This window comes from Acinetobacter sp. 24-47-39, assembly GCF_056783825.1.
Genome location: NZ_JBWYIP010000002.1, coordinates 16,489 through 37,251, shown reverse-complemented (window position 1 = coordinate 37,251; position 20,763 = coordinate 16,489). Strand labels below are relative to the sequence as shown.

At 38.6% G+C, this 20,763-nt stretch carries 24 protein-coding genes and 4 tRNA genes; 16 read left to right on the top strand and 12 right to left on the bottom strand.

From position 1 onward, the window contains the following. Window positions 1-375: 375 nt before the first annotated feature. Complete coding sequence (locus AC1M9C_RS02915) at window positions 376-1,674, top strand: FAD-dependent oxidoreductase (protein ID WP_035267588.1); 1,299 nt, start codon at window positions 376-378, stop codon at window positions 1,672-1,674. A gap of 8 nt (window positions 1,675-1,682) precedes the next feature. Then, entirely contained in the window at window positions 1,683-2,522 is an 840-nt protein-coding gene (locus AC1M9C_RS02910; protein ID WP_481591879.1) for a class I SAM-dependent methyltransferase, read from the top strand. A gap of 49 nt (window positions 2,523-2,571) precedes the next feature. Here AC1M9C_RS02910 and AC1M9C_RS02905 read toward each other — a convergent pair. The 3 genes from AC1M9C_RS02905 to AC1M9C_RS02895 form a co-directional block, all read right to left on the bottom strand. Beyond that, a tRNA-Thr gene (locus AC1M9C_RS02905) sits at window positions 2,572-2,647 on the bottom strand. Window positions 2,648-2,824: 177 nt separating this feature from the next. Beyond that, window positions 2,825-3,052: a hypothetical protein gene (locus AC1M9C_RS02900; RefSeq protein ID WP_035267585.1), complete on the bottom strand. Its 228-nt coding sequence runs from the start codon at window positions 3,050-3,052 to the stop codon at window positions 2,825-2,827. Between the two features lie 206 nt (window positions 3,053-3,258). After that, window positions 3,259-3,349, bottom strand: a tRNA-Ser gene (locus tag AC1M9C_RS02895). Between the two features lie 123 nt (window positions 3,350-3,472). Between AC1M9C_RS02895 and AC1M9C_RS02890 the strand changes: the two genes are divergently transcribed. Beyond that, window positions 3,473-5,353, top strand: a complete 1,881-nt coding sequence (locus tag AC1M9C_RS02890; RefSeq protein ID WP_035267583.1) for a potassium transporter Kup — start codon at window positions 3,473-3,475, stop codon at window positions 5,351-5,353. A gap of 71 nt (window positions 5,354-5,424) precedes the next feature. Here the strand turns inward: AC1M9C_RS02890 and AC1M9C_RS02885 are convergent, their stop codons facing one another. Continuing rightward, window positions 5,425-5,787, bottom strand: a complete 363-nt coding sequence (locus tag AC1M9C_RS02885) for a hypothetical protein (protein ID WP_481953191.1) — start codon at window positions 5,785-5,787, stop codon at window positions 5,425-5,427. A gap of 300 nt (window positions 5,788-6,087) precedes the next feature. On the opposite strand from AC1M9C_RS02885, the gene AC1M9C_RS02880 reads away from it, so the two are divergent. Continuing rightward, entirely contained in the window at window positions 6,088-7,131 is a 1,044-nt protein-coding gene (locus tag AC1M9C_RS02880) for a DNA/RNA non-specific endonuclease (protein WP_481586840.1), read from the top strand. 72 nt (window positions 7,132-7,203) lie between these two features. Beyond that, window positions 7,204-7,449 (top strand): hypothetical protein, encoded by a 246-nt coding sequence (locus AC1M9C_RS02875; protein WP_179999072.1) that lies wholly within the window; start codon window positions 7,204-7,206, stop codon window positions 7,447-7,449. A gap of 42 nt (window positions 7,450-7,491) precedes the next feature. On the opposite strand, the gene AC1M9C_RS02870 is transcribed toward AC1M9C_RS02875, so the two are convergent. Next, on the bottom strand, window positions 7,492-8,499 hold the full coding sequence (locus tag AC1M9C_RS02870) for an AraC family transcriptional regulator (protein ID WP_481586839.1): 1,008 nt from the start codon (window positions 8,497-8,499) through the stop codon (window positions 7,492-7,494). 200 nt (window positions 8,500-8,699) lie between these two features. On the opposite strand from AC1M9C_RS02870, the gene AC1M9C_RS02865 reads away from it, so the two are divergent. Next, window positions 8,700-9,335 carry a sterol desaturase family protein gene (locus tag AC1M9C_RS02865; protein ID WP_481953190.1) on the top strand — a complete coding sequence of 212 codons (636 nt, stop codon included), beginning with the start codon at window positions 8,700-8,702 and terminating at the stop codon, window positions 9,333-9,335. Between the two features lie 266 nt (window positions 9,336-9,601). On the opposite strand, the gene hisF is transcribed toward AC1M9C_RS02865, so the two are convergent. Beyond that, window positions 9,602-10,360: an imidazole glycerol phosphate synthase subunit HisF gene (gene hisF / locus AC1M9C_RS02860; RefSeq protein WP_035267573.1), complete on the bottom strand. Its 759-nt coding sequence runs from the start codon at window positions 10,358-10,360 to the stop codon at window positions 9,602-9,604. A 113-nt stretch (window positions 10,361-10,473) separates the two neighbouring features. Between hisF and AC1M9C_RS02855 the strand changes: the two genes are divergently transcribed. From AC1M9C_RS02855 to AC1M9C_RS02840, 4 genes are read left to right on the top strand one after another with little or no spacing between them, the layout of a single operon-like run. Beyond that, entirely contained in the window at window positions 10,474-11,424 is a 951-nt protein-coding gene (locus tag AC1M9C_RS02855) for a homoserine kinase (RefSeq protein WP_179999064.1), read from the top strand. A gap of 24 nt (window positions 11,425-11,448) precedes the next feature. Then, a complete protein-coding gene (locus AC1M9C_RS02850) occupies window positions 11,449-12,072 on the top strand; it encodes a DUF1294 domain-containing protein (protein ID WP_035267569.1) in 624 nt (207 codons plus the stop codon). A gap of 29 nt (window positions 12,073-12,101) precedes the next feature. Next, window positions 12,102-12,494, top strand: a complete 393-nt coding sequence (locus tag AC1M9C_RS02845) for a DUF4870 family protein (protein ID WP_035267567.1) — start codon at window positions 12,102-12,104, stop codon at window positions 12,492-12,494. Window positions 12,495-12,520: 26 nt separating this feature from the next. Next, complete coding sequence (locus AC1M9C_RS02840) at window positions 12,521-12,835, top strand: antibiotic biosynthesis monooxygenase family protein (protein WP_481586837.1); 315 nt, start codon at window positions 12,521-12,523, stop codon at window positions 12,833-12,835. Window positions 12,836-12,837: 2 nt separating this feature from the next. Here AC1M9C_RS02840 and AC1M9C_RS02835 read toward each other — a convergent pair whose 3' ends face one another. From AC1M9C_RS02835 to AC1M9C_RS02825, 3 genes are all read right to left on the bottom strand, one after another. Further along, window positions 12,838-13,725 (bottom strand): DMT family transporter, encoded by an 888-nt coding sequence (locus AC1M9C_RS02835; protein ID WP_481586836.1) that lies wholly within the window; start codon window positions 13,723-13,725, stop codon window positions 12,838-12,840. A gap of 53 nt (window positions 13,726-13,778) precedes the next feature. Beyond that, a complete protein-coding gene (gene hisA, locus AC1M9C_RS02830) occupies window positions 13,779-14,510 on the bottom strand; it encodes a 1-(5-phosphoribosyl)-5-[(5-phosphoribosylamino)methylideneamino]imidazole-4-carboxamide isomerase (protein ID WP_481586835.1) in 732 nt (243 codons plus the stop codon). Between the two features lie 129 nt (window positions 14,511-14,639). After that, window positions 14,640-15,401, bottom strand: coding sequence for a hypothetical protein (locus AC1M9C_RS02825; protein WP_481586834.1), 762 nt, complete (start codon window positions 15,399-15,401; stop codon window positions 14,640-14,642). Window positions 15,402-15,958: 557 nt separating this feature from the next. On the opposite strand from AC1M9C_RS02825, the gene AC1M9C_RS02820 reads away from it, so the two are divergent. After that, complete coding sequence (locus AC1M9C_RS02820) at window positions 15,959-16,387, top strand: helix-turn-helix domain-containing protein (RefSeq protein ID WP_228133253.1); 429 nt, start codon at window positions 15,959-15,961, stop codon at window positions 16,385-16,387. 50 nt (window positions 16,388-16,437) lie between these two features. Here the strand turns inward: AC1M9C_RS02820 and hisH are convergent, their stop codons facing one another. Next, window positions 16,438-17,055, bottom strand: a complete 618-nt coding sequence (hisH, locus tag AC1M9C_RS02815) for an imidazole glycerol phosphate synthase subunit HisH (RefSeq protein ID WP_035267559.1) — start codon at window positions 17,053-17,055, stop codon at window positions 16,438-16,440. Continuing rightward, window positions 17,055-17,648: an imidazoleglycerol-phosphate dehydratase HisB gene (gene hisB / locus AC1M9C_RS02810; protein WP_035267557.1), complete on the bottom strand. Its 594-nt coding sequence runs from the start codon at window positions 17,646-17,648 to the stop codon at window positions 17,055-17,057. The genes hisH and hisB overlap by 1 nt, the downstream gene beginning before the upstream one ends. 93 nt (window positions 17,649-17,741) lie before the next feature. On the opposite strand from hisB, the gene AC1M9C_RS02805 reads away from it, so the two are divergent. The 4 genes from AC1M9C_RS02805 (at window position 17,742) to AC1M9C_RS02790 (ending at window position 19,488) form a co-directional block, all read left to right on the top strand. Continuing rightward, entirely contained in the window at window positions 17,742-18,119 is a 378-nt protein-coding gene (locus tag AC1M9C_RS02805; protein ID WP_035267556.1) for a GNAT family N-acetyltransferase, read from the top strand. A 172-nt stretch (window positions 18,120-18,291) separates the two neighbouring features. Then, window positions 18,292-18,367 (top strand) — tRNA-Phe (locus AC1M9C_RS02800). A gap of 136 nt (window positions 18,368-18,503) precedes the next feature. Then, a tRNA-Phe gene (locus AC1M9C_RS02795) sits at window positions 18,504-18,579 on the top strand. Between the two features lie 132 nt (window positions 18,580-18,711). Further along, window positions 18,712-19,488 carry a class I SAM-dependent methyltransferase gene (locus tag AC1M9C_RS02790; protein ID WP_481586833.1) on the top strand — a complete coding sequence of 259 codons (777 nt, stop codon included), beginning with the start codon at window positions 18,712-18,714 and terminating at the stop codon, window positions 19,486-19,488. Between the two features lie 6 nt (window positions 19,489-19,494). Here AC1M9C_RS02790 and AC1M9C_RS02785 read toward each other — a convergent pair whose 3' ends face one another. Beyond that, on the bottom strand, window positions 19,495-19,917 hold the full coding sequence (locus tag AC1M9C_RS02785) for a GNAT family acetyltransferase (protein ID WP_179999046.1): 423 nt from the start codon (window positions 19,915-19,917) through the stop codon (window positions 19,495-19,497). Between the two features lie 270 nt (window positions 19,918-20,187). On the opposite strand from AC1M9C_RS02785, the gene AC1M9C_RS02780 reads away from it, so the two are divergent. Next, window positions 20,188-20,655 (top strand): hypothetical protein, encoded by a 468-nt coding sequence (locus AC1M9C_RS02780; protein WP_481612709.1) that lies wholly within the window; start codon window positions 20,188-20,190, stop codon window positions 20,653-20,655. Window positions 20,656-20,763 lie beyond the last annotated feature (108 nt).

Here is a 20,763-nt window from a genome sequence, read left to right as displayed (position 1 = left end):
ATCCCACACAACAGAGGTCCTTATACGCTGTAATTTATATTTATTTTCTAGATCACATTCTATTTGTGCTTCTTATTAATGTGATGTAGTTCTCATTTTCAAAACAATGATAATGCATTTTTTTTAAGCTGTAAACTAAAAAATTAAATTATTGGTGAAAATATCTATTTTGTTTTTAAACATATTTTTTGATTTCTTAAAAAATACAAGTGTATTAAATATTTAGCGTATGACAAATAGTGTAGCAAGAATTTTACGCAAATTTATTTGATTAAAAATTAATCAAAAACAAATAAAATCTGGAAGTTTTTAATAGCAAGTTTCAAAGTGTTCTATCGCATAATTAAAAAAATTTTTAATGCTTGGATCATAATTTTGAAAATTGCAGTGATTGGAAGTGGTATGGCAGGGTTGGCAACTGCGAGAATTCTCAAGGATGCTGGTCACCAGATCACAGTTTTCGAGGCGCTTCCAGGGCGTGGTATGGATAGTTATAGTCTTGAGTATGAAGGTGGGATTATTGATTCGCCATTACGTGTCATGAATCCAATGCTCTGGAAAAATACATTGAGTCTTGCCACACATTTGGGTCTCAACACTTTTCCAGTACGTACATATATGTCATGTAGCTGGTTATTTGAAGATAAAATCGATACTTGGCTGACAACATCACGTTCACGCATAGGCAACTTTCCAATCATTAACAATCGAAAAGGATTAAAGCAATATGGCATCCGTTTAGTGAAAGGGATGTTACAACTTAGATCTGCATTGAAGCAGTTTTTTAAATCTAAGAATCAAGATATCACTTTAGATGAGTTCGTTAAATATAACCAAATAGAAGAGGTATTTTGGAATGGGGCAGTCATGCCTGTCCTATTTACCATTTGTACATGTGATGCAAAAACAATTGGTGAATGGCCAGCGAAACCATTGTTGATTTTCTTACGCCAACTGACGGATGGAGATGCACTTCTTCGAATTCAAGGTGGGACGCCAGCTTTCGTTGATAAATTGCTGGAAGATATCGATTTAAGAAGTGGGCAGCCTATTACTCGTGTACAAGAGCAGGGTGATTTAGTCTATGTGGAAAATGAAGCAGGTGAATCTGACTTATTTGATCGCGTGATTGTCGCGACACCAACAACAAAAGTTCATGAGTTTTTAGATGCTGAACAGTTTGCGGATGATATTGCACTTCTCAAACAATTTAAGTTTGTTGATGGTGAATTGGTCATTCATACTGATTCAGTGGTAATGCCTGTGAAGCGTAAAGATTGGTGCGTATTGAGTTATATGATGGATCGTAAATTTACTAAACAGCATTTCACTGTTTGGCTGAATTCGATTGAGCCAACATTAGTGGGTAAATCTCCTGTTTTTCAAACTTGGAATCCAGTAATTGAGATTGATCCTAAAAAAGTAATACATAAAGTGAAACTCACTAGAGCTGTTGTAGACCGTCATACTCTACCACTAACGCATGAGTTGAGTGCTCGTCACCAACAACAAGGTCGTAAAGTATTTTATTGTGGCTCTTGGTCATGTGATGGATTACCAATTTTGGAGTCCGCGGTGACTTCAGCAATGGATATAGCAAAATTACTTGATGCGCCGTTACCATTTTTAGGTTTAAAGCCTAAGGTACAGGTTGCACCAGAGTTAGGATATTAAGGGATTGAATGAAGAAGCTCCAAGCATGGATGAAAGCACCTCAACATAAATACGCGATCAATGCAGTTTTATTGGGGGATCACCGTAATTGTGCTTGGAGTAATTTAGGTCTATGGCAAACTGACCAGCTGAATTATCCACAAGCCTGCGAGTTACTCGCAATAACCCTTGCTCAATCTATCGATTTAAATTCAAAAGATAAATTAATTGATTTAGGTTGTGGGCAAGGTGCTAGCTTAATTTTATGGAAAGAAAAATTTCAAATCGAATACTTGGAAGGAATTGAATTACAACAATATTATGTAAATCATACGCGTAAGTTTTTACCTCATGTCAATCGGATCTCGCAGGGAACATTTTTAAATTTAGAATCTAGATCATTTGAATTTAAATTTGATGCGGCAATTTGCATCGATGCTGCTTATCACAGTAATTTGAATTTATTTCTTCGTTCTGTAGATGGTATTTTGAATTCAAAAGGACGCTTAGCATTTCATTATCTTGCTTTGAATTCAAAGTTCTATACTTTGAGTCCTCTAGCGCAATTGAAAGTTAAATTATTATTAAAAGCAGCTGACGTTCAACTGAACCATTTGCACTCATTCGATGAAACACAATCAATCTTAGTGCAAACGGGTTTTAGAGATATACATATTCAAGATTTGAGTCGCGAGGTATTTGCAGGATTTGCAACGTATATTCAGAGTGATATTTTTAAAAAGAACATCCAAGCTCATTCGTATCACGTTTTAGATTTGGCAAAAATTAAGATGACAGCAAAGTTGTGTGCGAAACTTTATCAAGAGGGAATCGTACGATATGTACAAGTGAGTGCAAGTAAAAAATAAATCATCAAAAACAACAAAGCCTCACTAAAAAGCGAGGCTAAGTATAAAATGGTGCCGGCACACGGATTCGAACTGTGGACCTACTGATTACAAGTCAGTTGCTCTACCAACTGAGCTATGCCGGCAACGTGGAGAGAATAATAGCGTTTTTTCACTAAAACGCAAGTCAAAAATTAATCGATTAATTAAAATTGAGCAGGATGAATTGTTTTTGCTTTATTTTTGATCTTCTTTTCTCCTCATTTTATAGTGATGCCCGTCGTAGCGTGTACAGGCATCTTGAGAGAATTTTATAGGATCAGCTATTTGTTTTTTAGAATACGATCAAGGTCTTGTGCACACTCTTCAAGAGTATAAGCCATATCAAATTGCATTTGAGGTTTTAACTCTTGTGCTAATTTTCTCCATTGCTCAATTAATCTTAGCGCTTTTTGAATTTTGTGTTTATTCACATCTTTAGCGATAGTGGGTGTGTAGCCACCACGTTTTGCGTTTTTAATTTGTTTTACATAGTTGGCGCTGTTATTCATATTATCTCCGGAATAGCAGGTTCTCTATTTTATAGGTGTGCAAAAATCATCTATTTGAATAACGTTGTTAGGTTGTTCAGCTCCTTAAGTATTGTTTTCATTAACTTAACATGATGTTGATGACAGTAAAATGAAGCGAGATACGTGCCAAAAGCGAAGTTTTAGGCGAAAAAAAACCGAATCATGAGATTCGGTTTTTTAAATTCTGGCGGTGAAAGAGGGATTCGAACCCTCGATACGCTATTAACGTATACACACTTTCCAGGCGTGCTCCTTCAGCCACTCGGACACTTCACCAAGGCGTGCGATGATAACTAAAAAAAAAGCAGATGCCAAGTTGAAACAATTGATTTAAAGAAAAAGTTTTTAGCCAGTGATATGATTGCCGAAAAATTCTGTCGAATGCATGAAGACTAAAATATGCAAAGCACTGCAAAAAAAGCCGCACTTCCTGCGGTAACATTGGCAGCATTAGGGGTGGTGTTTGGTGACATTGGAACCAGTCCTCTGTATGCATTGCGTCAATGCTTCCTTACGGCTCATATTGCAATTACTGAGGCAACCGTTCTGGGCATTTTGTCGCTCATTTTCTGGTGCATGATGCTCACCATCAGCTTTAAATATGTCTCAGTCATTATGAAGGCAGATAACAATGGTGAAGGCGGTATTATGTCGCTTCTTGCCTTAAATCTACGTTCAACTCGTATTGCAGATCAGCGCAAAATTTATCTCATTGCCTTGGGCTTTATCGGTGCATCACTGTTTTTTGGTGATGGCATTATTACCCCAGCAATTTCTATTTTATCCGCGATTGAAGGTTTAAGTATTGCGACTCCGATGTTTAATCAATGGTTATTACCATTGGCCATCGGTATTTTAACAGCACTGTTTTTAATTCAGCGCCACGGCACGGCGACCATGGGTAAGTTCTTTGGACCAATCACATTATTGTGGTTTGCATCAATTGGACTATTAGGCTTATGGAGTGTTATGCAAACACCGTTCGTGTTGGCAATGATCAGTCCGCATTGGGCGTTTGGCTTTATCATCAACCAACCTTTTGTTGCATTCCTCACGATGGGTGCCGTCATTTTAACGATGACGGGGGGTGAAGCACTATATGCAGATATGGGGCATTTTGGTCGTATGCCTATTAAGCTTGCTTGGTTTGTGATTGTATTGCCAAGTCTAGTTTTTAACTATGCGGGTCAAGGTGCTTTACTTTTACGAGATCCAAATGCAATTGAGAACCCATTTTATCTGTTGGTCCCTGATTGGGCTTTATTTCCAATGATTGGTCTTGCAACCGCTGCTGCCGTGATTGCGTCTCAAGCGGTGATTACGGGCGTATTCTCAATGGTCAATCAAGCGATTCAATTGCGCTATTTACCGCGTTTAACCGTGCAACATACATCTGATGTTGAACAAGGACAAATCTATGTCCCGTTCATCAACTGGGTATTATTTATTTCAGTCATTATTCTCATTTTATTATTTGAAAATAGCGCGAATCTTGCCAGTGCCTACGGTGTAGCAGTGACCATGACGATGCTGTGCGGTACGATTTTAATTTCGATTTTAGCTTATGGCGTTTGGCGCTGGCCTGTTTGGAAAGTAGCCCTTTTTGCTGTGCCTTTATTGATCATCGACCTCATTTTTGTTGCTTCGACTTCTTTAAAAATTGTTGGTGGTGGATGGGTGCCGATCTTGATTGGTGCAATTGTATTTACTGTTTTAATGACGTGGAAAGATGGTCGTCAAATCGTACTTAATAAGCTTGAGTCTGATGCGTTACCAATTGATCTCTTCATTCAAAGTGTCAAGATGAGTGATGAAACGCTCATTGTTCCTGGGGATGCAATTTTCCTCACAGGAACACCCAATATCGTTCCACATGCGATGTTGCACAATATTAAGCATAATAAGGTTCTACACGAACGTAATATGATGATTACGGTCATTACTAAAGATGTACCATATGTACCTGATATTGAGAGAATTCGTGTAGAAAAGATGGATAATCGATTCTTTAGGATTTTTGTATATTATGGGTTTAAAGACCAACCCAACATTCCAGTTGCGCTGAAAGCGGCATATGAGCAGTTAAATTTTGAATTTGATATGATGCAAATTAGTTTCTTTATTTCACGTGATCGTCTGATTCATACCGTGGGAGAAGGAATGGCGCCATGGCGTGAAAAATTATTTATTTCAATGCAGCGGAATACCAGTCCTGTGAGTGATTTCTATTTAATTCCACCAAATCGTGTGGTCGAAATGGGAAGCCAGATCGAAATCTGAGTAAGCGTTTGCTAAAATTTTGGATATAAAAAAACCGCCTCAAAGGCGGTTTTTTTATTAAGTCTAATACATTACTCAGCCGCTGGTGCTTCTACAGGCGCTTCTTCAGTTGCATTTACTTCAGGTTGAGCTGGAACTGCAGTTTGTGCTTGAGGAGCAGTTTTTTCTGCTTCAGCAGGTGGTAAGTTCCCAATAGGCGCTTTCGCATCAGCAGGCGCTTGTGTTGTAGCACCTTCAGAAATAACTTTCATCTGACCATTAGCTAATACTTCTTGTAAAGTACCAGGCTGACCATTCACTGTTGTTACGACTTTAGCTTTAGAAAGGCTTTCCAAAGTTTCGCCAGCTTGAACTGGTGGCTCAGCAAATGCACTTGCACTTGCCAAAGATAAACCCATTACTAATGCTGTCAAAGAAGTATGTGCTAATTTCATAGTGTCCTCACTTTCAATTCTTTTAATTTACTAAATAACTTTTATACCATCTCACAAGTAATTGATGTAATTCAATCAAATACACGTAAAACCTTAAAGAGTATTAAAAAACTATTCTATAAAAACAACAATTTGTTACTTATTTTGAGTGATATTTGAACGGAATGCGAAGATCCTTTATTCACTTGAAAATTCACTTGATGTACTTCAAATTCATAGCTTGTTAAGCTGTGGCCGGTTTTGAATAAAGCCCACGTATTGGGCCAGAAGTTGAACACGGAATGAATAGGTAATCTGAGTTTGAATAATATTGTGGTAAAAGCTGTATTAGGTATTGTTGCAGCAGGAAGCTTTGCAATTGCTTTCGGTCAAGAAAAGTTGTCTTCATATCTGCCATTTTCAGGTTCGGTTAATAATACAGCTTGTCTAAATCAATTTTATCGCCAAGAGCCACCTTATTTAATCAAAGAGAGCTTAAATAAAGATCGCTACCCATTATGCTTTAATGGATTTACCACCATGTATTCTGGTGTCTCAAAAACACCATTATGGGTAGCTGAATATCTGAATCCAGATCGGCTGAGCCAAAAAATAAAAAGAGAAGACAGTTTCCATGAGGAGACTCGTGTAGCAGAAAAGCATCGAGCATTATTAGCAGATTATCGTGGGTCGGGATATGACCGTGGCCATATGGCTCCAAATGCTGATATGCCAAATAAAGCAGCACAATACGACAGCTTTTCCTTAGCCAATATGGTTCCTCAAGCTCCGCAGAATAACCAACAAATCTGGCGAGAAATTGAGGAAGCGACACGTGCAATCGTTACGAAGCAGAAACATGATGTGTATGTGATTACCGGGCCTGTATATAGTGGCAAAAAATTGAAAACCATTGGACGTGGTGTTATTGTTCCAACAGCGGTGTTTAAAGCCGTGTATATACCTAAAACAGGTGCTATTGGCGCATATTACGCTCCCAATAATAATTCACTACAGATGCAAGTGGTCAGTGTATGTCAGTTAGAAGAAGTGCTTGGCATGAATTTGTTTCCTCAACTTACATCTGAGCAAAAGCGAAATACTTATAAATTGCCATTAAAAGCCAATCAGGTCAAAGCCCAACAAGCCATAGAGTATTCGCACTGGGATGCCGAAAGCCAATGTGCAGTTGATATCTCAACAGATCAACTCAAAGCGCTGCAAAAAGAGTTTAGTAGTCAAAGCGTACCTGTCAATACAACCGCAACGAATCAAGAGGCTAAGATCGATGAACAAGCACAAGATGCAATCGTGAAAGAGTTGGTTCAAGCGTTGTTGCAATATTTATTACAAATCCTTAAATAAAAAAGCTCGAATTCGCCCTGAAGATTCATTTATCTTCAGGGATTGATATTTATAAACTTAAAGAGATTTGCCATGTTTAAGCCTTTTGAAAATGGGACTGAGTCACATTCCATTCATGACTTGACGCTTGAAAACGATCTTGATCGTGTGAGTATTTATGGCAACTTGCAAATCACCAAAGACCAAGCCGGTTTAGCCGCTGCGAAAGCGTTAAAACAATATTTAGATGCAATGGTCATCTACTTAGAAGATCAAAAAAATTTAGCAGAAAAAATAGAAACGACGGCTGAGAATGAAATAGAAAATCCTTTCTTGTGATTCATCAATCATCTTTAGACTGAAGACTTAAATTCACAATCATCAAGTGCGAATATGATGTTGAATACGCCACTGTTGGGGTGTCATCTTCATCCACTGACGAAATGCGCGTTGGAATGCACTTTGTTCAGAATAACTGAGCAATAACGAAATCTCATGTAAGCTGAGATAAGGATCTTGTAGATATTGAATCGCTAGAAGTTTGCGGACTTCTTGAACACGCTGCTGATAGGTATCACCTTGATTTTGTAAATGGCGCTGAAGTTGTCTGACGGACATTCCCACTTGTTCTGCGACAGTTTGAATTTGATAATTGTGTCTCTGTATTCCAATCAGAATGGCTTGCTGTAACCGCTCATCGATTTGTGTGTTGTTTGGGAGTCGACTTAACAAATCTTGAGCTTGTTGCATCAGGAGTTTTTGTAAAGTTTGATCAGCTTGTTTAATCGGTGCTTGTAGGAGCTGGCTTGGAAAAGTAAGCTTGACATGAGGCTGAGAGAATTTTACTTTGCTCTGAAAAAAACGCTCATAAATCGCAATATTTTTTGGTGCTGGAAAGCGAAAGTGAATTTCTTGAATATGTAAATGCTCAATACCCGCATAACGTTTTAGAAATTCAACCAATAATGCCATCGCAATTTCATCCGTGATTTGTGTCGACAAATGCATTGGCAAATCTTCCCAACGTACGCTAAATACGCCTTGCTCCAGATCAACGGCGAGAGGTGTACCATCATAAATTAAACGATGATATTCATGATAACGGGTGAGTGCTTCTGCTAGGTTATCGCATGATAAAGCGATATACGCGATAATGCCTAAATGTTGTGGTTTGACCCATTGAGCAATTTCTAACCCTAACGCAGGTTGTGGGTGTACTTCATAAATTTCATTTAATATTTCACGCCAAATGCTAAAGTCAAAGCGTTCGGCTTGCTGAATACTTGCCAATTTTGCAGAAATAGGGAGACCGTTCTCTTCACAATAATTATGTAAGAGATGTCCAAGTCCACCATGAACCGAGCCTGAATAATCCTTTATCTGCTGCATGTGATTAATACTTTTCTTGTTTTATCAATTGAAATCACGATGAGTTATTAAGCACTGTTTTTACAGTGCCATACAAGCGCTTTTTCTACCATACGACATTGAAAAATATGTCGTGATTTGTCAATGAAAATTTTATCTTGCGTCAATGGTTGAGAGCTTGAGTTAGATATATTGAAAGAAAAGAAACAGGGATTTTGAACATGATTAAAGGTTTTGTTGCAGGCTTAATCATTGCCAATGGATTTGAATGGGTCGCGCATAAATATGTTCTACATGGTGTACACCGTCCGGGTAAAGCGAGGTTTAGTCCTGTGCCTAAAAATATGGAATCTCATTGGGCACATCACCGTGAAGTTAGAACACAAGATTTCCATGATGAGGGTTATGTAGAGGGAATCTCAAATTGGCGAACAAAAAATGAAATCGTATCATTGGGGATTGTTGCTGCTGTATTTGGAACAGCATTTTATCCAATCTCGAAAGGCATGAGTTTATCCGTGCTTTATAGTGCTTGTAACTACTACTACACGCATCGCAGAGCTCACCTCGAACCTCATTGGGCAAAAAAGAAAATTCCTTGGCACTATGACCACCATATGAACGCCAATCAAGATGCAAATTGGTGTGTCACTAAGCCTTGGTTTGATTACATTTTAGGGACACGTGTCATTTCAACGCCAGATTTGAAGGAAGATAACCCTTTAGGGGTGCAGTTACCGTCTTTTATTTCAAAACGAGTCAATCATATTGTTGAACAATATTTCCCCGCAAAGTGGGTTGAGCAGAAAGCAGCGCGCTCCGAGATTTCAAAAAAAGCTTTGGCTATAGTGGAGTAAGTCAGATTAGATATGGAATTGGCTGAATTGACGTCTGATTTGTCATGATTGGTCAATAAAATATGTAGCTTTTGTCAAGATTTCGTGCAGATCTGTCATTTATGATATGAGATGAATAAATCGGAGAATGAAAATCTGATGGTAGAACTCTCCAGTTTATCGCTTTGCATAACGAACCAAGCGCTGTTTTTTCTTGGTTTTTAGGGCCTTCGGGCTCTTTTTTTTGCAAAAAAAAGAGGCATTTGCCTCTTTTTTATGGGGCGTGATTAAAGACGCATTTCAATGCCTTGTTCAGCTAAATATTGTTTTGCTTCCGGGATGGTGTGTTGACCAAAGTGGAAGATAGAGGCTGCCAGCACCGCATCAGCACCCCCTTGTAAAATTCCGTCTGCTAGATGTTGAAGATTACCCACACCACCTGAAGCAATCGTTGGAATCGTTACACGATCATTAATCTGACGCATCAGTGCTAAGTCATAACCAGCTTTTGTACCATCTGCATCCATTGACGTAATGAGCAATTCTCCTGCGCCGTATTCTGCCATTTTCACAGACCATTCAATCGCATCGATACCCGTTGGTTTGCGACCACCATGTGTGAAAATTTCCCACTTATTTTCACCCGTTTTTTTTGCGTCAATCGCAACTACAATACATTGTGCACCAAAACGTTGAGAGGCTTCTTGAACGAATTCAGGGTTAAAGACAGCAGCTGAGTTAATACTGACTTTGTCTGCACCAGCGTTAAGCAATAAACGAATATCTTCAACTTTACGAACACCGCCACCTACAGTCAGTGGTACAAATACAGTTTCAGCCATACGCTCAACCGTACGGTAAGTGGTGTCACGGCCATTAGATGTTGCAGTGATATCGAGAAAAGTAATCTCATCTGCACCTTGTTCGTTATAACGACGTGCTACTTCAACTGGGTCACCTGCATCACGAATATCAAGGAATTGAACACCTTTTACAACTCGACCGTTATCTACGTCGAGGCAAGGAATAATACGTTTAGCAAGCATAATTTTTTCCAAAAATAACAGCCGATTATGAAACTTACAGACTTTGGTGCTACACCTTGGTAGTCGGAGCAGGTATTCTATCAAAATAATGTAAGTTTTTTCGCAGGTTTTTTATGTCGGTTTATACCACTTTGACTTTAAAGGAAGTTCAGGATTTTGCTACGCCTTATGGATTAGAGGTGATTGACCTGATTCCGATTCAAGGAGGTATTCAAAATACGAACTATTTTCTAGTTTGTGCAGATCAAACCGAATTTGTTTTAACAATTTTTGAAGATATGGATGAGCAAGGCGCAGGTGAACTCGTCCCTGTACTTGAGCATCTGGGTCAGGCAGGTCTGCCTGTGCCTGTACCTTTGAAACATTCAGGACGTTCGATTCAGATCTTAAAAAATAAACCTGCACAAATTGCGCCTAGAATGCGTGGCAAGCATCCTATGCCTTCATCACTTGAACAGGTTCAGTCCATTGCTATTGCACAGGCTCAAATACATGTGGCTCTCGATAACTTTCCCTTAGAGCGCGCAGAGTATCGTAATCATGATTATTGGTTAAGTGTGGCTCAGCAGCTTCGACCTACGCTAAATCCAGCCGATCAAGTATTATTAAATAGTTTGTTAGGTTTATATGACGCTCTTACCGCAATGTACCCTGATCGTCCACGAGGTTTTATCCATTCTGACCTATTTAGAGATAACACTTTATTTGAAGGGGCTACTTTAAAAGGGATACTCGATTTTTATGAGTTGAATAAAGATGAACTTTTGTTTGATATCGCTATTACGATGAATGATTTCTGTACAGAATATCCAAGTGTTCATTTGAATGAGGAAAAGGCCTTAGCATTCTTGGAGGCTTATCAAAGTGTACGTGAAATGACCAGTGATGAAAAATCATGCCTAGAACTCTATTTAGCGATGGCAGCTGGACGTTTCTGGATGATGCGTTTGCTAGTGGCTCAAAAGAACAAAGAAATGGGGCGTGTTAGCGAGGATATTTTGCAAAAAAATCCTTTAGAAATGCGCAATATGCTGGTTGAAAGATTAAAATTTGTAACAGCTTAAAAATTTAAAAAATCTGGGGGAAATATGCGTGATCAAGGTCGTCTAGTTGAATGGTTTGATGAAAAAGGCTATGGATTTATTCAACCCAATGATTCATCCAAAGATCGCGTTTTCCTTCACATTAAAGATTTTGCCAAACCAGGCCCAAGACCGATTCCAGGTTGTGCTTTGGAGTATATCGTTCAATTGGATGGTCAAGGTCGATTTAAAGCGAAACAAGTAACATACTTAAAAGCGACTCAGGCAAAAAAAGTAAAAACGAAGCCGCGTCATTCACCAGTTACTCAACAAAAAATGCAACCGATGCAAGTAGCGATTATTGCTTATATCTTGACGCTTGCTACATTAGTCCTATTGGGGCTATTGAGTATGATGGTGGTGTTGGTCATTTTATTGATGAACCTGATCACCTATGGCTTATATGCACACGATAAAGCGGCGGCTCAACAGGGGAGTCAACGTGTACCAGAAAATACATTACATGTGGTTTCTCTATTAGGAGGATGGCCGAGTGCTTGGCTTGCTCAGCAACGCTTGCGTCATAAAACACAAAAACAACCATTTCGAAAAATTTATTTCTGTACTATAGCGTTTAATATACTGATTATTTTATGGATAATTTCACCATTTAATGGTTTGAAATTATAAAGCCTCAAAAAAATTAAAAAGGTGACTTTATGAATTATACAGCTGATCAAGATCCAAACCGCAGCTTAACGATTTTACTTTATATCCTGTATATCATCGCTATTTTTTCAGCAGGTATTTTGGCGGTTATTGCGCTAATTATTAACTATTGGAAACGATCAAAAGTACAGGGCTCAATTTTTGAAAGTCATTTTACTTGGCAAATTCGTACTTTTTGGTGGTATTTAATTTGGAATATCATCGCGTTCCTCCCGTTTTTATTCTTATTCTTCACGGGTGACAATCCTAATGCCTTTGCTGGTGTAGCACTGGGTGCAACAACATTTTGTATTGCAGTGATTGGTTTGTCATGGGTTTGGATTGTTTATCGTGCGATCAAAGGGATTATTAAGGTCAATGATAACGAGCCAATGTATCAATAATTAAAACTCATGAATGGGGTGGTGTCATGATTATTGAGCATGTTCATTTAAATATCAAAATGAATCAGAGTCAGGCATTCGAAAATGCTTTTAAATTAGCTAAAGACATTATTTCACCAATGAAGGGGCTAAATGCGGTTCAGCTGATTAAAAATACGAATAATGAACATGCTTATATTTTACTGATTTATTGGGACAAACTTGAAGATCATACGGAAGGTTTTAGGCAGTCAGAGGCGTATTTAAAATGGAAGGCTCTTTTGCATCCCTTTTATGCGCCTATGCCTGAAGTGCAGTATTTTCAACCATGTATGATGTTAAAGCTAAAAGAACCCCAATAAGCTTATTCTTTCTTCTTAAATTTTGGTCTCCACTCACTGGTAATTACACCGAGCACAACCAACACGCCACCTAAAATTGAAAGCATAGCTAAACGCTCACCTGCTAATCTCCCAATCAAAGCCGCCCAAACAGGTTCGCCAGAATAAATAATGGCAGCCTGTGAAGGGTCAACCACGCGTTGAGCCCAGTTCATGACCAACTGAATGATTGCACTTGCAAGTCCTAAACCTCCAATAATCGCAACGAAGATCCAGTTAAACTCAGGGAGTTGTGTTTCACCCACCAATGGTGCCATTAGAAAACAAATTAACGATGCAAAAATGAGTTGTAATATCGTCACTCGGCGTAAATTGACTCGAGGCGCAAAGTAACTAATGAGAATAATTTCAAGTGCAATCGCAATTGATCCTATCAAGGTAATGATCTGACCAAATTCAAGCCGAATAGCACCAAACCCATTGCCTGTTAAGAAAACTAAACCTACAAAGGCGAGTGCTGCCCCCATCCATGTCATGACATGTGGCCTTTTTTTAAAGAGCAACCACAATAAGATGGGAACCAACGGCACATAAAGTGCTGTCAAAAATGCAGACTCGCTACTGGTGATGGTCTGTAAGCCAATGGTTTGCGTTCCATAGCCAATTGCAATCACTGTTCCAATGCAAAATCCTGCCCAAATATCTTTGGCACTAAAATTTTTACAATATTGAAGTGAGATGAGACCAACAGCCAGCGCAGCTGCTGCAAATCGAAAGGCAACGAAAAGCACTGGTGTGCTGAAGCTCAATCCATATTTGACTGTAATGAAACTGGCACCCCAAATCATCGTAATTGCAATGAGGGCAAGTTGTGGTGTTTTGGTTTTAAGGGTAGGAGATAAATTCAACATATTTTTTAAGTAAGAAAAAAGAGGTCCTAAGACCTCTTTAGAAACATGCGCTATTAGAGCGCTTGTTCATCAAGTAATAATTGAGCTTCACGAAGATTTAAAGTGCCTTCATAAATTGCACGACCAGTAATCGCACCTAAAATACCAGGCTGACCTTTTAAGTTGCGAACGTCGTCAAGATTGGTCACACCGCCTGAAGCGATCACAGGTAAACCTGAATAATTCGCAAGATTAACTGTTTGTTCGATATTCACACCTTGCATCATGCCATCACGTGCAATATCGGTATACACGATACTAGATACACCAGCATCTGCAAAGCGTTTAGCTAAATCAGTTGCTTTTACGTCAGTTACATTTGCCCAGCCATCAGTTGCGACCATGCCATTGATTGCATCAATACCGACAATGATGTGACCTGCGAATTTTCTACACGCCTCCTCAACAAACTCAGGTTCTTTGACTGCTTTTGTACCAATAATGACGAATGATACACCTGCATCTAAGTAGTGTTCGATGGTTTCAAGAGAACGGATGCCACCACCAATTTGAATTGGCAGTTCAGGTTGTGCTTTTGCAATCGCTTCCACAACAGGTTTGTGAATAGGTGTACCAGCGAAAGCACCATTTAGATCAACTAAATGTAAACGGCGAGCGCCAGCGTCTACCCAATGTTGTGCTGTTGCCACAGGATCATCAGAGAAAACGGTATCGTCTTCCATACGACCTTGTTTTAAACGGACACATTTACCATCTTTAAGGTCAATTGCAGGGATAATCAGCATGCTTTCGCTCCTTGCCAGTATTCTGGAGTTTATTCGCAGCAATCTTAGCAAAGAAACATCAAATGAGCGAAGTAACAATGAAAAAAAACCGTCAGAACAATGTTGACGGTTTTTTATACGAACTTTGAATTAAATGTATGGTGTTGTATCTAAGCTAGAGATTAGATCAAAGCTGGTTGGTGTGATACTGGTTGGGATTGCACCTAAAGCATTTGTGATCTCTCCCGTGAATCCTACAAGATCACCCACGACAGGAATCGATGACAGAGCATCTGTTACAGGCGATAAATCATCCAGTAAATTATCCAATGTTCCTGAGACATCTCCTAATGTTCCTGTGACACTGCCTAAAGGATCATCAATGAGACCAGTCACGAGATCAAGAGGTTTGGTACTTGCGACATAATCTCCCGTTTCACTCACGAATCCCAAAAGATTTGAAGAAGTTTCTCCGACAACATCTACGACAGCACCTAAACCTGGCACTTGGCTGAGCAGGTCGGTCACGGGATCGGCTAAACCAGCGACTTCACCTACAACATTTGAAACATCTTTGATGGTTTGGCCTACAGTTGCAGTAGTGCCATTCAATGCAGTATTAATGCCCCCTAATAGATCTCCCTTCGAAAAATCATCAGCGATAGCGTGTAAGCCTCCGCTTAAATTTCCTAGTAAATTATTTTCAAGATTGAGTACCGATTCCACTGTATCTCCGATCAGTGGCAATTCTGTTAACTTATCCGTTAATGGTTTGGTCAGCGTCCCTACTGTGTCAACAACGGTATCTACAACTGTCGTTACGGTTTCTAGAATAAAACCAACTGCTTTCGTAATTCCCTGTAAAGCAAGGCTTAGAACGCCACTGATTTTTCCAGTAAAAAGTTTAAACATGTGCAGATTGCTCCAAAATATATGTGGTTAGTGTTGGATCTTTGTTGTTTCAGCAAGTTCATAATTAACAAAGAAAAAAATTTCAGACAAATCGAAAAAAAACAATATAAGTGGAATAATTTTGAAGATATGCCGTAAAAACAGCAACTTAATACAACACAAGGGTAATGTTTAAAAATGTTAACAAAATCAATTATTTATTGTGGTTTAATTTGGTGCTTGATAGAATAAATGTACACTTATAATGCATGAATATTATCGAGTAGCATGGTGTAAATACCTAAAATGCCAACTTGTTCGATTCGTTGATTGATTTTGTGAATTTTGTGTATTTTTTTAATGATTAAAATTGGTGCTCATTGTCTTTACATAAGTTAACAATTAATCATTGGGTCAATTTATTTTTCTTTTTTAATTCAAACTGAGTAATGAGAAAAATTAGATCACACTTTTATTTGTGAATTATCTATATTGAAAATAATTTCAATTTCATCTGATTTGTTTGGCAATATTAGACTCAACTGCATAGGCTTAATGTTAAATTGAGACTGCAGACAGTGAATAAGATTTGGACAGAAGCGATGGCAGTTCAAGAAGATGATTTATTTAGCGAAGGTGCTAAAAAACTTAGAAAATTGATCAAAGAGAAAAACATTAAACCGACTGATGTGGTGAATGCATTGGGAGTCTCTAAGGAAACGCTGTCGAAATGGGTGCAAGAGTCAACTCCTGCCAATGCTCAACATCTAGTTGAATTAGCGAAAGTACTGAGTGCTGCAGAACGATGGGTTTCAGACGCTAAAGATGGTAAAAAATCAGAAAGTTTTAAACAGTATCCTTTGAAGGATGAGTTGGCTTTAAAAGATGCAACGCCAGAACAATTAATTTCAGAACTTAAAAGTCGTTATGCTGCGCTGAATCTAAAAGCAGAAATTAAAGTAACTGTTGAGCCAATTGAAGGTGGCTTTGTCGTAAAAGATATTTAGAGTAAAGTCTGAAAAAAAGCTCACTGAAAACAGTGAGCTTTATTATGGCTTTAAATTTTCCACTCTACAAAATTTTTCAACAACTGTAAGCCAGCTGTATGACTTTTTTCTGGATGGAACTGCGTAGCAAACAAATTATCTTTATGGATTGCGGTGCAGAATTCCAAACCGTAGTTACATGTCGCAGCAATGATCTCAGATTGTTTCGGTTCAACATAGAAACTATGTACGAAATAGAAACGAGCATCTTGATCAATGTTGTTCCACATTGGATGGCTTGGATCTGCTTGGTGTACCTGATTCCAACCCATATGGGGAACTTTTAAACCTTCAATATCTGGAAAGCGTTTAACAGCACCATCAAAAATGCCTAATGCATCTGCACCACCATTTTCTTCAGAGTGTTGCAGCAGAGCTTGCATGCCGACACAAATCGCAAGGACAGGCTTGTTGAAAACGGCATTGCGTACAACCTCGTCAATGCCAGCCTCGTGCATACCTTGCATGCAATCACGCATTGCACCAACGCCTGGGAACACAATTTTATCTGCTTGAGCAATCAGCTTAGGATCATTGGTCACATCAACGGTTGCACCAACATGCTCAAGTGCTTTTGCTGCTGAGTGAAGATTTCCCATGCCATAATCAAGAAGGGCAATACGGGTCATTACAAAGTACCTTTGGTTGAAGCTACAGTATTTTCTGCACGTGGATCTACTTCACAAGCCATACGAAGTGCTCGTGCAAATGCTTTAAATACACTTTCAATTTGGTGATGGCTATTTTTACCTTTCAAATTGTCTATGTGGAGTGTCATTAATGCGTGATTCACAAAGCCTTGGAAAAACTCAGAGAATAGGTCGACATCAAAAGTACCAATGCGCGCGCGCGTAAATGGAATGTCCATCCATAAGCCAGGGCGGCCTGATAGGTCAACAACGACACGACTCAAGGACTCATCAAGTGGTGCATAGAAGTGACCATAGCGACGTAAACCTTTTTTGTCACCTAAAGCCTGTGCAAATGCCTGACCAAGGGTAATACCACAGTCTTCTACTGTATGGTGATCATCAATTTCTAAATCGCCGTCGCAATGAATATCGATATCAAATAAACCATGACGCTTGATTTGGTCGATCATATGGTCTAAAAATGGAACACCTGTATTGAGGGTGCCTTGACCAGTACCATCAAGATTCACGCGAACACGAATTTTGGTTTCGTTTGTGTTTCTTACCACTTCACTGATACGTTGCGTCATAGACACGTTCCTCAAAAACGTTAAAAATGATGAATGTAGATTTTCGATGTCACGAAAGTGACAGCATATTAGATTGCTCAGGAGGGTTAATCAATGCCTATAACCGTACATGCAATAACTTCGCTTGATAATGTTGAAGTTCGTGAACAGCTTGAGCGCTTATATGACACCAGTCCAGAATTTAGTGACGGACAAGATGCCATTGAACAACTTGAGCAAAACTTAGCTCAGTATACCTTACTTTACACGGCAGAATTTAATACAAAGATCATTGGGGCCATTTGGTCAACTGGACAAGGTGAAAGTCGAACGCTTGAAAATATCGTAGTTCATCCGGCTAACCGTGGACGTGGTGTCGCAGAGCGCTTAGTGAGTGAAGCATGTCGAATGGAAGAAGAGAAAGGCGTTAATCATTTTGAGCCTGGATGTGGTGCAATACATCGTTGTTTAAGTAGTTTGGAAAAAATTTAAAACTATTGTTCGATTTTAAATATTAAAAGTCAGTCAATACTGGCTTTTTTTATTGGATTTGTATGTATTTACATCGAATAATCTAAATGTTGTTTTAAAAACATCCATTTGTTTAAATATCCCAAAAACTTGCTTGACTATATCGAGATGAAACTGTTTAATACGCGACATCGGCGTGATAGCTCAGTTGGTAGAGCAACGGATTGAAAATCCGTGTGTCCCCAGTTCGATCCTGGGTCTCGCCACCATATTCTTTTAAGAATTTGTATTTTCAATCTCTGATCCCATCAGAGATTTTTTTTTGGGTAAAATTTACTCGAACAAATAAAAAATGCATGATTTTTATTGACTATTGAGCTCAGTTACGGCTTAATACACCCCATCGGCGTGATAGCTCAGTTGGTAGAGCAACGGATTGAAAATCCGTGTGTCCCCAGTTCGATCCTGGGTCTCGCCACCATATTCGAAAAATCCTCAACAATGTTGAGGATTTTTTTTGCTTATAAAATAATACAAAATGAATCGAAGTCATTCATCATCCATTTTTTTTGATGTGCTAAGGTTGATTTCTCGATCAAATTCAGAATAAAAAATGAAAGACCTATTTTCTGATCAAAGTGAGCTTTATCAACAAGCTCGTCCAAGTTATCCACAAAGTGTGATTGACGAAATCTTCAAATATGTTCAGAACTATGAAATGGCTTGGGATTGCGGGGCAGGTTCAGGACAATTCACCCGCTTATTGGCTCCGCATTTTAATCAAGTCATTGCAACGGATATAAGCGCAGCACAACTTCAGCAAGCCCCAGCAATAGATAATGTAATTTACCGAATTGATAATGCTGAACATAGCAATTTTAAAGCACAATGTTTTGACCTGATTACAGTTGCCCAAGCCATTCATTGGTTTGACTTCGAGTTATTTTTTCAAGAGGTCTATCGAACACTGAAGCCCCAGGGTGTCTTTGCAGTGATTGGATATGGGCTTATTGAAGTGGAGAATGAGGAGCTTCAAAGCTGTATTGAAAAGCTATATCACCAAGTATTGAAAACATATTGGGAGAGTGAGCGTCACTATATTGATCTGAAATATCAAACGATTCCATTTCCTTTTGAAGAAATCCCGACCTGTGAGCAGCACATGCATTGTAAATGGCGGATTGATCAATTGATTGATTATTTAAATACATGGTCAGCTTTAAAGAAATATCTTAAACAAAATACGCAAGCCAATAATCAGGCGACACAAATCTTAAATCAGATGAGCCAATATGCCTTAACTTTGAATAATGATACCGGTCATAAATTTAATATTCGATTCCCAATATTTTTACGGATCGGTAAATTGATAAATGCTCCTGTTTTATAAAATTTCTTAATGGTCGTGAATGAGTCTTTTAGCAAGGCATACAACTTCTTTTTCGTCATATCCCAATTGTTCATAAAAGTTTTGAATATCAATAAATTCTTTTTGCACTAAAAGCTGAACTTCTGGACAACCAAGTGCAATCAATCTTTTTTCCAAATGTTGAATCAACGCTGTAGCAACACCATTCCGTTGATGATTGGGATGTACCGCGAGGTAATTGATCCACCCGCGATGACCGTCGTAACCACCCATTAATGTTGCGATAATGAACTGATCTTTCACAGCCACCAAGAATAAGTCATCTTTTTGTGCAGCCTTCCTAAAAATATCAATTTCCGGATTATTCCATGGTCGTGTTAGATCACATCTTTCCCAGAGTTGAATGATGTCTTCTAAGTCAGTCTCAATATAAGGACGAATGATAAACATGATGCGCTCAAATGGTGGTTAATTTTAATACAGAGATTAGCCTACTCTGATGAAATTGATAACTCATAATCATCTTATGTGTCTATTTTCTGCTTTACATTTATGCAGTCTTTTTTAGATAGCAAGATAAATATCAATAAAAAAGATTTGTCTGTGACGTGAGTCTAACAACTCTTGTTAAGTAAATGATATTTAAGATAAATGGTAGTTGTGTTTGGCTGAAATGTTTTTAAAGATGGCTTTTATTACGTTCAGTGAGAGCGATGGGGAATGAGACAATTTAAGCAAGTTTTGTGGGGAATCTGTGCTTGGGGTCTTTCGAGTATGAGTTGGGCGGCACATCCTAACAATGGGCATTTTAAATTACTGCCAGACGATCAGTTAAGTTTGGTCAATGCTTTAGGTATTGAGGAATCTCAAATTCGTGAAATTACATCTTTTAAATCTCAGGATTTAAACCATTTAGAAAATTTTGTGAGTGATAGAAAAAGGATTCATTATATAAAGGATGAAGAGCAACCTTTTAAAGCGCTTATGGACTTAACATCTATGAACTCTTTACAATTCAATGGACAGGTTTTGGAGCAGCGGTTTGATCTTCAAAATCGGCAGATTTACATTAAATTTGGCCCAATTCGTGTTGACCGAATGGAGATGCAGTTAAATATGGATGGAGTTTACCAATTAGGTCATATTTTAAATCCACCACAAGCACTTCTTTCGTCAGCTAAATTTTGACTCCATTGATATTTATTTGATGTCCCATAAAAAAGGACCTCTATTACGCAGATTCTTTTGGGATTAAAGCCTGTGCACACCTTCTGTGTTTTTCTTGCCTAATTTTTA